This is a genomic window from Hyalangium gracile (assembly GCF_020103725.1).
Lineage (GTDB): Bacteria > Myxococcota > Myxococcia > Myxococcales > Myxococcaceae > Hyalangium > Hyalangium gracile.
In genome coordinates this window covers 237,721-251,719 of record NZ_JAHXBG010000007.1, presented here as the reverse complement: position 1 = coordinate 251,719, position 13,999 = coordinate 237,721, and the positions used below count along the sequence as shown (strand labels likewise).

Below are 13,999 nucleotides of genomic sequence, written 5' to 3'. Positions count from 1 at the left end.
GCCTCGGGGTCAGCGGGCCGCCTGCAGCGGCTTGCGCTCCTTCACGCAGACCTGGATCAGCTCGAGCACGTTCATGCTGGTGCCGGCCACGGTGAACTTCTGCTCCTTGAACTCGGGGTAGCGGTTCTCCAGGATGCGCCCCTCGGCGACGCAGTTGTTGTACTGATCGAGCGCCTCGCTCTTCTTCCCCTTGGAGAGCAGGGACTTCGCCAGGTCGTAGGCCTTCCTCGGTCCATCGTCGAACCGGAGCTGGACGTCGACCTTCTTCTGGGGCTCCTGCAGCGCCGCCGCCTTCTGGGCGCACTGGGCCATCACCTCCTGGGGGCTGGTGGGCAGACCGCCGACGAGCACGTCCACCGAGCCGAGGCCGGCGTTCTCCTTCACCATCCTGGCGCCGTCTTCCTGGCAGGCCTTGAGCTTGTCCAGCGCGCTCGCGTACAGCTCCTTCTTCTTGCGCAGGTCCGCCGCGGACGCGGCCGCCTCCGACGTCGCGCTGGCGGCGGCCAGGGCCTCACCAGTCGTCCGGCGCAGCGCCCGCGCCTGCCGCGCGAACTCAAGCGCCTCCACCAGCTTGAGCAGCTCGTTGCGCGCCCGCTCCGCGTACCCCGCGTAGCCCGCGTCCTGCTGCTCCAGCTCCGCGCGCGTCTCGAACGTCTTCATGATGTCGTTCACGACCTTGTTGGCCGCCTCGAGGTCGGCGTCGGTCGATGACGCACGCTTCGCCGCCTCGAGCTTGTCCTTCGCCGTGGTCAGCTGCTCGGTGAGCTGGGCGCGGGCCTCCGCCGCGGACAGGACGATCCTCCGCCGGTTGATGCGGTCGGCCAGCTCCGCCATGCGCTCCTTGGACTCCTTGGCGTACAGCGAGTAGTCGCGGTCCTTCTTGACGAAGGCGACGCCGGCGTCCAGCACCACGCCGATCTGCTTGACGGCGTTCTCCGCCTCCGCGAGCTGCGCCTCGGTGGGCTTCTCCTTCTGGATCTGCATGACCAGGGCCGCCGCGTTCTTCCGCGCCTCGTCCACCTTCGCGCGCTGCTGCTGCAGATCGACCTCGTAGCGGCGCCGCTCCATCGTCGCCTTCCCGTCCTTGAGCAGCTGCCGCGCCTCGGCGGCGGACGGGCTGATCGCCGGGTTCTTCGCGTGCACCGTCTCGAGCGTCTTCTGGAGGACGACCATCGCCGTGTTCGCCTCCTCGAACTGCTCCGGGGTCGGCGCCCGCCTCTCGAGGTTGCGCAAGGCCTGGATGACGTCGGCGCGGGCCGCATCGAGGCTGCGGACCTGGAGGGCCACCTCCACCTCGACGAGCAGGTTCTTCACCTCGGTGATGTACTGGCCGATGGGCTGGCTGCGCGCGGCCTGCGGCTCGTACTTCTCCACCAGCTTCCGGACGACGAACGCCGCGGTCTTGGCCTCGGCGAACTGCTCGGGCGTCGGCTTCCTCGCGCGGAGCGCCTTGCCGGCCGCGATGAGCTCGTCATGGGCGGGCCCCATCTCCGCCTTCACCCTCGAGACACCCGCCTGCACCACCAGCTCGTCCATCCGGCGCTTCGCCTGGGCGATCTCGGCGCGGGCCTTGTCCGCCTCCGCGCGATACGTCTTGTCCTTCTCCTCGAGCGGCCGGCCCTCGTCGAGCTGCTTCTGAAGCGCCACCGTCGCCTTGTCGGCGGCCGAGAACTTGTCGTCCGACCAGGCCTTGCCCACCTCGGCGAGCGCGTTGGCCAGCGCCTTGCGGCTCTCGTCCAGCAGTCCCCGCTGCTTCTGCGCCGACTGCTGCAGCCACCGCTCGTCGATCGTCTTCTCGTGACGGGAGATGGTCGCGTCGAGCTCGGAGAGGTACGCGGCGAACTTCGGATCCTGCTTCGTCAGGGGCCGGCCCTCCTCCGCCAGCTTCTTGAGCGCATCCACCGCGGCCCGAGCCTCGTCCACTTCCTTGGGGCCCGAGTCCTTCGCCGTCACCTTCGCCACGCGCTCATTCATGGGCGCGAGCGCGGCGTCGATGCGCCGGCGGAACTCGTGGATGTGGACCTTGGCGCGGCGATCCTCGACGTACTCGCGCTGCGTCCGCAGCTCCTTGCGCGCGGCCAGGACGATCTTCGCGTAGTCGAGATCCTCCGTCTCGAAGCTCGCGCCCGCGTTGAGCGCGTCCTTGAGCGCTTCCACCGCCGCGAGGGCGGCATCGAGGTCGGGGTTGCTCGGCGGATCCTTCTCGATCCGCTGGACGGCCGTCGCGAGGGCGGCGCGAGCCGTCTCGACCCGCTTCGTTGCCTCCCCAACAGACTTCGCGGCAACCGGCTCGGGCGGCGCGGCGAACGCATCATCGATGGAGGCGAAAACAAGGAACCCGATCAACACCAGCACTGAGGTACGTACCATTGGCGCCAACTTACTACAGCGCGGCGGAGGGAGACCCGACATAGTGTCGGTGCCCCTGCCTGGTCGCACAGGGGGCGAGGAGGGCCGCGGCCCAGGCCCTGCGCCCACCTTGGGGCACGCTCGGCCCTGGCTGCCCTCCCCAGCGCAGCCGAGCAGGCGTCAGAGCGGCGCCTGCCCCCGGCCCCGCGCTCCAGCTACGGCTGACAGGTGATGGTGCCGGACTGGACCGCGCAGCCCTTACAGGCCTCCGCCTTCATGGAGCCACCGCTGCAGCGCAGGAGCTGGTTCGCGTTGCTGGCGTCACACTGGGCCGCGTTCTCCTGGGTGGAGAGGCACGGATCGCCGGCACGGAAGTCTCCGAAGGTGCACGTCGCGTCGCCATCGTCGTCCTTGGAGCACCCGTTGGCGCCACGGCAGTTGAGGAGCTTCAGCGAGCCGCCATCACAGACCAGCGCCTCGCTCGAGGACTGGCAGTAGCCCTCCCCGACTGAGCAGGAGTCTCCCGCCTCGGGGTCGGAGCCGCATGCGGTGGACAGCGCGAGGCAGAGAGCGGCCATCAGCAGGGGGAGGCGTCTGGACATGGAAACTCCGGAGAGTGGGTGTGGACTGCGGAGGCGCACGCTACTCCGTCCAGAAGCCGGAAGACGATGTCCCTCAGATGAACGAACGCTTCTTCATCGCCTCCGCCAGCATGTCTCGGAAGGCACGCACCACCACCGGTGGCGCGGTGCCTCCGGGCCAGCGCTGGGAGGATGCTGCCCCACTGGACCGCTTCGCCCATTCCGCCGTGGAGGAGCAGCAGCGGTGGCCCTCCACCCAGCTCGATGACCTGCGTGGTCCCTCCTGACCACCGCACCCGACGCGTTCGGGTCCGCGATCCAGCTCTTCCCGCCCGCGGCGATCTTCGGCAAGGCGGTGGAGACCGTTGGCGCGCTGATCAGCACGATAGGCATCATCGCCGGCCAGGCCTCCAAGCAGGAGACGCGCAACAACGATCAGCAGGCGATCCTCGAGGAGATCTGGCGGGAGGACGATTACTTCAAGGATCACCCCGAGCAGCTCGGCAAGGTCGCGGGGCGGGTCGCCGACGGGACCAACTACGACCTCGGCGACATCGCGGAGTCCACCGGCCTGAGCCGGGAAGAGGTGTTCGGGCTGGTCTACAACGCGGGCCCGGACCCGGATCACGTGCTCCCGCAGCTCATCGAGATCGCCACGTCCGTCGGGCTGCGGGGGAGGAGCTGACCGAAGCCGTGCTGGAAACCATCGAGCAGCAGGGCAATCTGCATGAGGTCAACGACTTCATCTACAAGACGCTGACGGAGGACATCGACGTGCCCGCGGATCCCACGGGCGTGGCGCAGGACCAGTACCTGGCCTACCTCCTCGGCATCGAAGGACCGGAAAGCCCGAACCAACCCCCTTGGGGGACAGACTCCCTTCGTGGTCCGGGCCCCTGCCTGTCTGCCGGACTGGTTGCTAACTGGTATGACAAGCAGACCAGTTGCTGGCGCTCCGGCCCGACACGGGCACCTCCCCGGCAGGCGGTGAGCACTGGTGTGAGGTGGGCGCATCACGCGCCAGGGCCAGGGGGCGAGCAGCGACGCAGGGCCTGGGCGTCACCGCTCAGCCAGAGCGTTGAACACGCCCAGGGCCCACTGCCCTCTCTTCCTCCTTGACACCCCTCGCTCTCGGAGGTGAAGTCCAGGGCGTCCGCACCTGATAATGAGAATCGTTATCAACGTGCCGTCATGAGTGAGGACATGGCGCTTTCGATGCTTCTGAGCCTGCTGGGGGCCACCGCTGTCTACCTCGCGGCGGTCGTGCCGGCCCGCTCTGGAGGCAGGTGGCTGCAGGTGCTCCATCGAAACCGGGTGGGCGTCCGCGTGGCGGGTGCCAGCTTGCTGGTGGCCGGGGCGGTGGCCGGTGGCATGGCGGAGGGCTGGGGTGTGGGGCTCACGGTCGTGGTGCTGGTGCTGATGCTCACGCTCTCGCTCCTGGCGCTCTGCGCTCCGCTCTGGCCTCGTGGCACCTGGGGAGCGGTTCAGCTCGGCGCACTGGCCCTGGTCGTGGCGTGGCTCGGAGGGGGCTGATGGCACGCCAGGACGTGCACGGCTTCGGGCGGATCTCCGCGGCGGTCTCGGCCGCGCCGGTGGCCGCCGTTCTGGCGGACCTCTCCCTCTTTGGAGCGCTGCCCATGCCCGGGGAGGTCCGGTTCCTCGTCGCCCTGCTGGCGGCGGCCCCCGCGGTCGTCGTGGCGGTATGCCTGGCACTGCTCGCCCGGAGCTGGCAGCGGGCCTGGCTCGGCTCGGCGGTGGTGGGCGCCGCGTCGGTGGCCGTGATGGTGCTGACGTGAAGCTGTCTCCTCGGGCCTACGAGATCCTCTGGGATGCGCACGCGTGGGTCGGTGCCCTCTCCTCCATCGTGCTCTTCGCCCTCTTCTTTCTCGGAGCCTTCGCGCTCTTCGCCGAGGAGCTGGCCCCCTGGCAGGAGCCCGCGTTCCGAGGACCCGTCGCCGTCTCCGAGGAGCGCGCGCTCGAGCTCGCGCAGCGCATCGTGGATGCGGAGGTCGAAGCGAAGCCCGCGTGGTTCGGGCTCTCGCTGCCCGCCGAGGAGGAGCCCTGGCTGCGGATCTGGCGCCTGACTCCCGCTGGGACGGTCCAGTCCTCGTGGATGGATCCGGTCTCCGGGCAGCTGCTCGGCGAGCGAAGCGATCTGGGCGAGTTCCTCAACGCGATGCACTTCCTCGATCCCATCCCGGGAGGGAAGTACCTGGCGGGCATCGCGTCCATCGTGCTCCTGCTGCTCATCGTGACAGGGGTCTTGATCCAGCTCGGCAAGCTGGTGCGCGAGCTCGTGCAGTTCCGCCCCCACCAGGCCCGGCGGGTGCTCTGGTCCGATGCGCACAAGGTCCTCGGGGTGGTCAACGCGCCCTTCCTGTCGCTCTTCGCGCTCACAGGCGCCGTGCTCTGCCTGTACGCCTGGCTCCAGCCGGCGGTGGTGGCCACGACCCTCGATGGCGACGCACGCGCCGTCGAGAGCGCCGTCGACTGGCCGTCGCCCCTGCCTCGGAAAGGCGAGTCCGCCACGGCGCCTGACCTGAAGCTCTCCCTGGAGAGAGCCCGGCAGCGGTTCCCCCAGGCGACGCACCGCTGGTTCTTCATCGACAACCTCGGGGATGCCAACGCCGTCGTCCATCTTCCTGGCGAGAGCGGCGGGAGCCTCAACGCGTTCGAGCACGTCTGGGTCTCACGGGCCGGCGAGGTCATCCGGGTCCGGGGGAGAGGTGGCGCGACGAGCTACTCGCGGACGATGGAGACCCTCTACGGGTGGCACTTCGCCGCCTGGGCAGACCTCTCGGTGAAGGCGATCTACGCGCTGATGGCGCTGCTCGCCTCGTTCGGCATCGTGGCGGGAAACCTCCTCTGGCTGGAGCGCCGACGAAGCCGAGGGCTCGGCTCGTTCGACCTGCTGCTCGAGAAGCTGACGGCGGGGGGATGCGCGGGGCTCACCTTCGCCGTGGCCTCGCTGTTCGTCGCGAACCAGCTCCTTCCCGCCGCCCTCCACGAGCGTCCGAGATATGAGCACGCGCTCTTCTTCGTCGCCTGGGCGGGAGCGGTCGGTTACGCCTTCGTCGAGCGCTCCGCCGCACGCTCCGCGCGGAGGCTGCTGATCGGCGCGAGCGCGCTGCTCTTCGCGGTGCCGCTGATCGATGCGGCGCGGACCTCTCGCCTCCCCTTCGCTTCCGGCTCCTCCTTCATCCTCGCCACCGAGCTCGGCCTCGTCCTGCTCGGGCTGCTGCTGGCGGGCGCCGCTCGAGCCGTCTCCCGGATGGAGCGTCACGGAGGCTCACCGCTCCCGCTGGAGGAGCTGGCCAACGACTCCACCCCTTCAACCCCCTGACTCTTCTCGCACGAACACCCCCCGGAGCATCCCCATGAACCTGACTCGTCGTTCCACGACAGCGCCTGTGAGCGCAGCCCTTCTCCTCGGCGCGGTCCTTGCCGCGTGCGGCTCCGACCCCGAGCCCAAGCCCGAGCCCGCCCAGCCGTGTTCCGCCAGCGGAACGGACCCCGTCTACGCCATCGCCACGTCCATCTTCGGCAACGAGGGCTCCTCGACGTACGTGCGCCTCCTGGAGTCTCTCGACGTTCAGAGCATCGACCTCGAGCAGGCCTCGGAGCATGCGGGGTTCGCGACGATTGGCGCGGTCGGCGGAAAGCTCTTCGTCGGGGATGGAGAGGCGCCGGAGATCCACCGCTACACGGTGAGTGACGGGTGTGGGCTGCAGGAGGACGGCCGGCTGAGCTTCGCCAACTATGGCCCCACGGTGACGCCGCTCTACAAGAACGTGTTCGTCGACGCGTCCACCGCGTACATGCAGCTCGAGGAGTCTCGGCGCATCATCTGGAATCCGGAGACGATGCGCATCTCCGGGACCGCCGAGGCACCCGGGCTCCTGGCCACGCGCGACGGGCTGGTCGTGAAGGCGGGCTACGACCGGAGCACGGCCGTGCGCGGCGACTACTCGTTCCAGCCCTTCTACTGGACGGACAGCCGCTTCTACCGGTTCTCGCAGCTCTCGCAGATCGCCGTGTACTCGAACGCGGACGACAGCCTGGTCAAGCTGATCGACGCGCCCTGCCCGGGGCTCGACATGGCGACGCAGGACGAGGCCGGTCACCTCTACTTCAGCAACTGGGTCTTCAGCACCGCGGCGCCGGTCCTGAGCGAGGACGGGCCGGACAACTGCGCGGTCCGCATCAAGGCCGGTGAGCTGGCGCTGGACGCGAGCTGGACCCGCAAGCTCTCGGACATCGTGGGCGGTCGTCAGACGGTGGGGTTCCGCTACCTGGCGAACGGGGTGGGCCTCGTCGCCGTGCTCCATTCCGAGGACATGACCATCGACGACAAGACCGAGCCGACCGCCGTCACGGGCGGCAGCCACTGGCGGCTCTGGCGCGTCAATGTGGAGGCGGGGACGGGCCAGCCCGTCGAGGGGCTGGGCAGGTTCGCCGGCGGCTACTACGCCTTCCGCCTCGACGGTCGCACCTTCCTCCTGCTCCCGAGCGCCGACTATGCGAAGACCACGGTCTACGAGCTCGGAGTCCAGGGCGCGGCCGAGCCCCGCTTCGAGACGCTGGGCTGGGCCTACCAGCTGGTGAAGCTTCGCTGACGAGCGCGCTTCAGTATTCGAAGGTCCCCTTGAGCCAGGCAGCCCTGCCTGGCCTCTGGACTCCGTAGAAGTCGAAGTTCCTCGCGTTGCCCAGGTTCTCCAGCTCCGCCGTGAGGCCCACCGTGGTCTTCTCTCGCGTCAGGCGATAGCTGACGCCGGCGGACTGGACGAACTGGTTCGGAATCACGTCCTTCGTCTCTCCGGCCCCCACGCTCTGCCAGTACCGGAAGAACGTGCGGATATAGCGGGTGTTCCAGAAGGGCGACAGCTCGTCCTGCTCCGCGACGAGCCCACGCAGCGTCATCCGGACCGAGCCGTTGACGAAGAGCCACGGGCGATTCGGGAGCCGGTCGCCCTCGAACGCACCGAAGGTCCCCTCCCCCGAGGTATTGCGCAGATCCTGCAGGGTGGTGTTCGCGTCGACGTGGAAGAGGCGGCCGGCGGAGCTCCAGCCCGCGGAGGCCTCGACGCCGAGCGCATGGGCCCCGAAGACGTTCTGGTAGCTCGACTCGCGAGCATCGCCCAGCAGGATGATCTGGTTGCTGAGCAGGCGGGCGAAGCCGTTGAGCTCCGCGCGGAAGGTGCCGAGCCCCGAGCGCAGCGGCGAGGTGGCGATCCCGAGGTTGAGGTTGTGGCTCCCCTCGGGCGCCAGATCGAGGTTCTCGTGGATCAGCACGCCGTTGCCGAACAGCTCGTCCACGCGGGGAAAGCGCGTGGCCCGCTCGTAGCTCGCCTTGAGGTAGAGCGGCTCGCCCAGGCGCACGCGCATGGCCAGCCCGCCCCCGAAGCGCTGCAGGTCGCGGTCCTTGCGCCGAAAGCCACCACCCTCGGCGAGCTCCTGGGCCCGGGCCGCGTAGCGGTAGTCCTTGCCGAAGAGGATGACCTGGAGCGTGTCGTCGAAGAGCTCCACCTCGTATTCGAGGCCGAGCACGGAGGTGAAGAGCGTCCGCTCCGCCGCGAGGACATCCTCCTCGGGAGTGGAGAGCCGATCCTCGCCGGTGCGCCAGGTCTGGGAAGGGGCGATGGAGAGCCGAAGCTTCTGGGCGTCGGCGAAGACCCACTCGGCGTGGACCCGGCTGTAGAGGGCGTGCTGCCAGAGGGTTTGATCCGTCGCCTGCTCGTTGATCTCTCCGGGCAGGGCCCTCTCGCGGACCTGCTGGCCGAACCAGTCGTACACCCAGCGCGAGACGTCGGCGAAGTCCGTGGCCTGCCAGCCGTACCCGACGACCGCATCCAGGCGCAGCGCTTCGGTGAAGGCCTTGTCGTAGAGGAGCTGGCCGCCAGCGGTGGTGACGCCATAGGAGGCCTCTCCATAAGGCGTGCCGCGCATCACCAGGTTGTGCTGCAGCTCCTTGTCATGGCCGGAGCCGAACGCCCGGAAGACCAGCCGGTCCGCCCAGCCGAGGGACTCCAGCCCCACGTCGAGGCCACCGCCCACGGCTCGGTAGCCGTCATGGAAGCGCTTGACCGAGGCGGGAAGCACCTGACCCTGCTCGTCTGCGGTCTCGACGTCGACGCGGTAGTCGTTAAGGGAGGTGTCCGCGAACAGGTGTGCCTTGACGAAGAAGCCACTCGGCTCGGGCTGGTAGCTGCCGGCCAGGGTGAGGCGCCAGGTACCGAATGAGCCGCCCTGCAGAGACAGGGCTCCGTGGGCGCCCTCTCGCAAGGGGGCGCTGACGAGGTTGACGGCCCCGCCGAGGGCATCGGCTTCGTACCGGGCTGGCACGACGCCACGGTAGAGCTCGATCCGATCCACGAAGTTCACCGGCACGTTGGCGACGCCAAAGGAATAGCCCGAGAGCTCGAGCGGAAGGCCGTCGATGAAGAAGCGAACCTGATCGTCGGTGAGCCCGTTGAGGGCAAAGCGCGCGGTGCTGCCCAGGCCCCCGGTCCGGCGAACCGACACTCCTTCCTGCTGCGCGAGCACCTGACCGAGATCCGCGGACTGCTCCCTGGCGCGTCGGATCTCCACCACCTTCACCACCTCCGCGGACTGGCGCTTGCGCTCCGCCTCCGAGTGGGCACGGACGGTGGTCTCCGTCACCTTCTCTTCCTTGGGTGGAGCGGTGGCGGCCGCGTCATCCGGCCTGGAGGGGACGGGCTCTGGAGGGGCGGGTGTCTCAGGAGCGAGCTGGAAGCGCTGGACGAACTCGATCCGACACGCCACGGGCGCGCCGTCCACCCGAGCGGGTTCAAAGCGGAAGGTGAGGCTCGCGGACCGGGCCGCCTCGTCGAACGCCGCCTCTCCAGACCTGGCGATCTCCGAGGCGGTAACGCTCCCCTTCTCGTCGATGGTGAGCAGGAGAACGACTTCGCCCTCCCGGCGCGCCGCGAGCGCCTCCGCCGGGTATGGGACTTCGACGGTGTCGATTCGACGAGGGGGCTCCACCACCGGCTCGGCGGCTGCGAGGGAGACCACCGGCAGGAGGAGCGTCAGAAGCAGGGCAAACGAAGGGCGAGGCGAGAACATCCACGGTCCAGGTCGAAACGACTCTTGATATTGAAAATCATTATCAAGGGTCGCTCGTGACTTTCAACGATCGACTCGAGCCGATCAAGCCTCCGGGCGTCCTCCACGATGAAGTGAGTCCACTGAATAAGGGCGGTAGCGCGGAGCGGGTTCTGCCCCATGGCCGACACGCGGAGTGTTGACCGGGCTCCAGGGGAGCGATGTGCCCCGTCATGGCTCCCGCCGCCTCCCTACAGTGGCCAGCGATCGGGAGGACTACACATGCGGAAGATGATCTGGCTGGCAGGCGGACTGGCACTGGCGGCTTGCGGCAACGGGCCGCGCGCCACGACCACTCTGATGAACGCGAGCGGTGAGAGCATCGGAACGGTGACGCTCGTGGAGAAGGGAGACGAGGTGGAGCTCCAGATCGCAGCCACGGGGCTCGCGCCAGGCCAGCACGGAATCCACTTCCATGAGGTGGGCAAGTGCGAGGGGCCGGCCTTCACCAGCGCGGGAGCTCACTTCAACCCGCGGGACAAGCAGCACGGGCTGGAGTCACCCAACGGCGCGCATGCCGGGGATCTCCCCAACCTGGAAGTGGACCCGAGCGGCAGGGCCGCCACCACGATGACGACGGATCGGGTGACGCTCAGCGATGGCCCGCTCTCGGTCTTCGATGCGGACGGCACCGCGCTCGTCATCCACGCCCTCCCCGATGATCAGGTGACCGATCCGTCAGGCAACTCCGGAGACCGCATCGCCTGCGGAGTCCTCCAGCGGTCGGAGTAGGACGATGAGCTCCGCGCGTCGAGGCGCCTGGCGCTCATCCGCTCGTCACGAGTTCACGCGGATGAGCTGCGTGCGGCTCATGGCGCGCATGTCGTCGGCCATGCCGGAGATCTCATCCATCGTCCGGCTGGCCTCGGTGTCCGAGCCGCCGGTGGCCGCGTCCGCGGGGTTGGCTCGCAGCCGCTCGCTGCGCTGGGCGATGAACTTGAGGATGAAGGCGCGCTCGGCCCCGGCATCCGCCCGCGCCTCGTTGAGCCCGTGCGCTCCGCCCTGCCCTGCCCGGGACAGCAGGAGCTTCGCCTGCTCGAACTGCGCCTGCGGCATGTGCAGCAGCGTCCGAGCAGCCAGCTCCGCCTGAGCCTGCACCAGGATGCCCTCGTGCCCGGTGGTCGTCGTGGTGCGCGGGTCCGCCACGCCCTTGACCAACGCATGGCGGAGCTCCGGCGGCAACCGCTGCGCGGCCCGAGGGCTCTCCTTCGACATGCCGAGCACTCGATCGTAGGTGCCGATGGCGGCTCGCGCGTTGGGGGTCGCCAGCACCTGCTGGAGCAGGAGGAGCTCGCGCTGGAGGTCGGCGCCGCTCAGGCTCTTGAGGTGCGCGGCGATGCGAGCGCGCTCCGCGTCGGACACGCCCGCCAAACGGAGGGCGGCATCGATCTGGGCCTGGGGCTGCGCGGGGCTGGCGGCGCGTGGGCCTTTTGCTGACTCGAAACCATCCGCCATGCCGCGAACTCCTCCGGGTGAGCACTCCTCGGGTCCCAGACTATCCCACTTTTTCGTTACGAAATTCTGAGCCCGGCTCCGGTCCGCACCTCACGCTCGCTCCACCCGAGTCCTGGTCCGCATGTTGCAGTCGGTCGAGCGAAGGCCTACAGGGCCGCCAGCCTTCATGGGAGGACGACATGTCTCGAGCTCACGGGTGGAACATCCCGGTCGTTGGATGCCTGGCCGCGGGGGCGCTGCTGCTGGGCTGTGGGGGCCAGACGAAAGAGGCCACGTCCGCCACGGAGCTGATGCAGGACCATCAGTACCGCGAGAACTACTCGCGGAGCGCCGAGTGGGTGCGGGAGGGACTCGATTCCGGGAGGTGCAAGAAGGAGAGCACCTGCGGCGAGCTGGCCTTCATCAACTGCCAGATCGAAGTCGACGGGCCCGGCTATTACATCCACGTGCCCACCGGGACGGTGCTCGAGATCTGCGGCGGGGCGTGCATGCTGGGCCCCCAGGTCAACGGCTGGTGCATGGCGTGCCCGCCGCCCGAGTGGAGCTGCGGGTACTGAGCCCATCTCGAGACGCGCTGAAGGGTGGCGATCACGAGCGCCACGCTGGCGAAGAGCCGCTCGAGCCGCGTCCAGAACGACCGAGGGCGCGGACGTATCGTCCGCTTCTACCTCGGCGGGGCTTCACTTCGTCTACATCTCCAACAGCCAGCTCCGCGGACGGGCCCCAGGAGGAGCTCCTGCCCGCGGAGCAGCTGGACGAGACCATCCTGCTGCAAGGTCCCGCTGCGCTAATAGCCCGCTGACTACAGGGCGTTCAGCGCGCGCTGGTAGTAGGCCTCGCGATCCGCCAGGCCGTTGTAGCCGCCGTTGATGCGGCGGGTGACCTCGCGGAAGTTACCCGCCTCGGCCAGCGAGTTCAGGTTGCGGCTGTTCCAGAACCAGGCGGCGGTGCGGAAGCCCACGGACGGGTCCGCGGCCAGCCGCGGGTTGTTCTCCAGGTCGAGGCCCAGCGCCTTGCCCGCGGCGCGGTAGTTGGCGCGGCCCGTCAGCTGGATGGGGCCGCGGCCCTTGAAGCGCGTGCCGTCGCCCGGCTGCGTGTTGCCCAGGTCCCGACGGCCCTCGTACGCGGCGCCCGAGGCGATCTCCTCCATGTAGCGCAGCCCGCCGCTCTCGTGACCGAGCTGGGCCAGGAACGCCGCCTGCTGCTTCTTGGTGGTGATGCCCGCCTCCTGCATGGCGGCGTTGATGTGCGGCAGGTACTGCTCGGCCTTCGCCTGCGAGAGGCTCGGCATGATCTTGCGCAGCTGCTCCACCGTCACGCCCTTGCCGTTGCCAACCGGAGCGGGACCGCCCACCGGGGCCGAGCTCTGCGTGCCACCGGTGCCCGTCGTGCCACCGGGACGCGCCGCGCCGCCCGACTGGGTCGTGCCGCCCGCGGGACGGGTAGAGGGACGCGTGGTCGGGCGATCGAACCCATCCTTGAAGGTCAGCTTCTGGCCGACGCGGATCAGGTTCACGTTCTTGATGTTGTTGGCCTTGGCCAGCGACGAAACCGTGGTGCCAAACCGCTTGGCCAGCGAGCTCAGGGTGTCACCGCGACGGACCGAGTAGGTGCTCAAGATCAACTCCCAAGAAAGTGCGCGAAGGCTTTGAGCTCATTGTCGTAAGAGGTGAGAAGGAGTTGCTTGAAGCCTACGAAAAACCACCTGGGTCCAGACCGCCCCACCTGGCTGCTGGAGTGAGGGAAGCGCCGACCGTGTGGGGCGGAGTCACTGCCAGTAGCATCGGGACATGTACCTCCCGCCCCGAATCGCTCTCGCGCTCCTGATGATCCTGCCGCTCCAGGGGCTCGCCCAGACGTCGGATGCTCCCGTGGCCTCACCCGAGCGTTCCTCGACGCCCCCGCTCGTCACCGCTCCTCCGGAGTCGGAGACGCCTCCGGCCCAGGGAGAGCTCATCCCCCGGCGGAGAAAGGGGGCGGACCTCTTCGTGCCTCGGCTCCTGCTCGGCTCCGTGCTGGGGACAGCGACGGGGACGGCCGGAGCCGTCCTGGGGTTCCTGGGAGGCAGCGCGCTGAGCGACTGCAACGCGTTCGATGACGTCTGCGATGACGAGGAGTTCGTCCTGATCGCCGGCCCTACGCTGCTCGGGACCGTGGCCCTCTCCTCCATGACCGTGTACGGGGTGGGCTCCCTCTTCAACGGGCAGGGCTCGCTCCTCCCCACCGTGCTGGGGGCATTCGCGGGCACGGGCGTCGGGATGGTGGTCGCCGCCTTCGCCGGCTACACGGGGATCATCCTCATGCCGCCGCTGGCCGCCATTGGATCGATCATCGGCTATGAGGTCTCCCACTCCTGGCGGGGAGATGAGCCGCGGGTGGCCCTGAAGGCCGGCTCGGATCTCCAGATGATTCCGGTGTTCAGCGTGACGCCGGGAGGAGGAGTCCTCGGAGGCCTCACGGGTCGCTTCTGAGGAGCAGCGGCGCGCTCC

General features: G+C 68.9%; 14 protein-coding genes and 1 pseudogene. 10 read left to right on the top strand and 5 right to left on the bottom strand.

From position 1 onward, the window contains the following. Nucleotides 1-9 precede the first annotated feature (9 nt). Both KY572_RS16310 and KY572_RS16305 read right to left on the bottom strand, forming a co-directional pair. Nucleotides 10-2,370 carry a hypothetical protein gene (locus tag KY572_RS16310; RefSeq protein WP_224243547.1) on the bottom strand — a complete coding sequence of 787 codons (2,361 nt, stop codon included), beginning with the start codon at nt 2,368-2,370 and terminating at the stop codon, nt 10-12. 194 nt (nt 2,371-2,564) lie between these two features. After that, nucleotides 2,565-2,951 (bottom strand): hypothetical protein, encoded by a 387-nt coding sequence (locus tag KY572_RS16305; RefSeq protein ID WP_224243546.1) that lies wholly within the window; start codon nt 2,949-2,951, stop codon nt 2,565-2,567. Between the two features lie 77 nt (nt 2,952-3,028). On the opposite strand from KY572_RS16305, the gene KY572_RS16300 reads away from it, so the two are divergent. The 7 genes from KY572_RS16300 to KY572_RS16270 all read left to right on the top strand — a co-directional run bounded on the left by KY572_RS16300 (nt 3,029) and on the right by KY572_RS16270 (nt 7,546). Then, the gene (locus tag KY572_RS16300) at nt 3,029-3,217 is read left to right on the top strand and encodes a hypothetical protein (RefSeq protein ID WP_224243545.1); all 189 of its coding nucleotides are present in this window, start codon (nt 3,029-3,031) and stop codon (nt 3,215-3,217) included. Nucleotides 3,218-3,285: 68 nt separating this feature from the next. Next, nucleotides 3,286-3,615, top strand: coding sequence for a hypothetical protein (locus tag KY572_RS16295; protein ID WP_224243544.1), 330 nt, complete (start codon nt 3,286-3,288; stop codon nt 3,613-3,615). Nucleotides 3,616-3,623: 8 nt separating this feature from the next. Continuing rightward, complete coding sequence (locus tag KY572_RS16290; RefSeq protein WP_224243543.1) at nt 3,624-4,049, top strand: hypothetical protein; 426 nt, start codon at nt 3,624-3,626, stop codon at nt 4,047-4,049. 84 nt (nt 4,050-4,133) lie between these two features. Beyond that, the gene (locus KY572_RS16285; protein WP_224243542.1) at nt 4,134-4,463 is read left to right on the top strand and encodes a hypothetical protein; all 330 of its coding nucleotides are present in this window, start codon (nt 4,134-4,136) and stop codon (nt 4,461-4,463) included. Next, nucleotides 4,463-4,726: a hypothetical protein gene (locus KY572_RS16280; RefSeq protein ID WP_224243541.1), complete on the top strand. Its 264-nt coding sequence runs from the start codon at nt 4,463-4,465 to the stop codon at nt 4,724-4,726. Before KY572_RS16285 ends, KY572_RS16280 begins: the two co-directional genes overlap by 1 nt. Further along, a complete protein-coding gene (locus KY572_RS16275; RefSeq protein WP_224243540.1) occupies nt 4,723-6,273 on the top strand; it encodes a PepSY-associated TM helix domain-containing protein in 1,551 nt (516 codons plus the stop codon). Before KY572_RS16280 ends, KY572_RS16275 begins: the two co-directional genes overlap by 4 nt. A 67-nt stretch (nt 6,274-6,340) precedes the next feature. Further along, nucleotides 6,341-7,546: an MxcI gene (locus tag KY572_RS16270; protein WP_224243539.1), complete on the top strand. Its 1,206-nt coding sequence runs from the start codon at nt 6,341-6,343 to the stop codon at nt 7,544-7,546. Between the two features lie 10 nt (nt 7,547-7,556). On the opposite strand, the gene mxcH is transcribed toward KY572_RS16270, so the two are convergent. After that, nucleotides 7,557-10,016, bottom strand: a complete 2,460-nt coding sequence (mxcH, locus tag KY572_RS16265; RefSeq protein WP_224243538.1) for a TonB-dependent siderophore myxochelin receptor MxcH — start codon at nt 10,014-10,016, stop codon at nt 7,557-7,559. 261 nt (nt 10,017-10,277) lie between these two features. Between mxcH and KY572_RS16260 the strand changes: the two genes are divergently transcribed. Next, a complete protein-coding gene (locus tag KY572_RS16260) occupies nt 10,278-10,787 on the top strand; it encodes a superoxide dismutase family protein (protein ID WP_224243537.1) in 510 nt (169 codons plus the stop codon). Nucleotides 10,788-10,832: 45 nt separating this feature from the next. On the opposite strand, the gene KY572_RS16255 is transcribed toward KY572_RS16260, so the two are convergent. Continuing rightward, complete coding sequence (locus KY572_RS16255) at nt 10,833-11,510, bottom strand: hypothetical protein (protein WP_224243536.1); 678 nt, start codon at nt 11,508-11,510, stop codon at nt 10,833-10,835. 179 nt (nt 11,511-11,689) lie between these two features. Between KY572_RS16255 and KY572_RS16250 the strand changes: the two genes are divergently transcribed. Beyond that, the gene (locus KY572_RS16250; RefSeq protein WP_224243535.1) at nt 11,690-12,067 is read left to right on the top strand and encodes a hypothetical protein; all 378 of its coding nucleotides are present in this window, start codon (nt 11,690-11,692) and stop codon (nt 12,065-12,067) included. A 245-nt stretch (nt 12,068-12,312) separates the two neighbouring features. Here the strand turns inward: KY572_RS16250 and KY572_RS16245 are convergent. After that, nucleotides 12,313-13,122 (bottom strand): annotated as a pseudogene (locus KY572_RS16245) (glycoside hydrolase family 19 protein); the annotation flags it as partial. 178 nt (nt 13,123-13,300) lie between these two features. Between KY572_RS16245 and KY572_RS16240 the strand changes: the two are divergent. Beyond that, entirely contained in the window at nt 13,301-13,981 is a 681-nt protein-coding gene (locus KY572_RS16240) for a hypothetical protein (RefSeq protein ID WP_224243533.1), read from the top strand. The last annotated feature ends 18 nt before the right edge of the window (nt 13,982-13,999 follow it).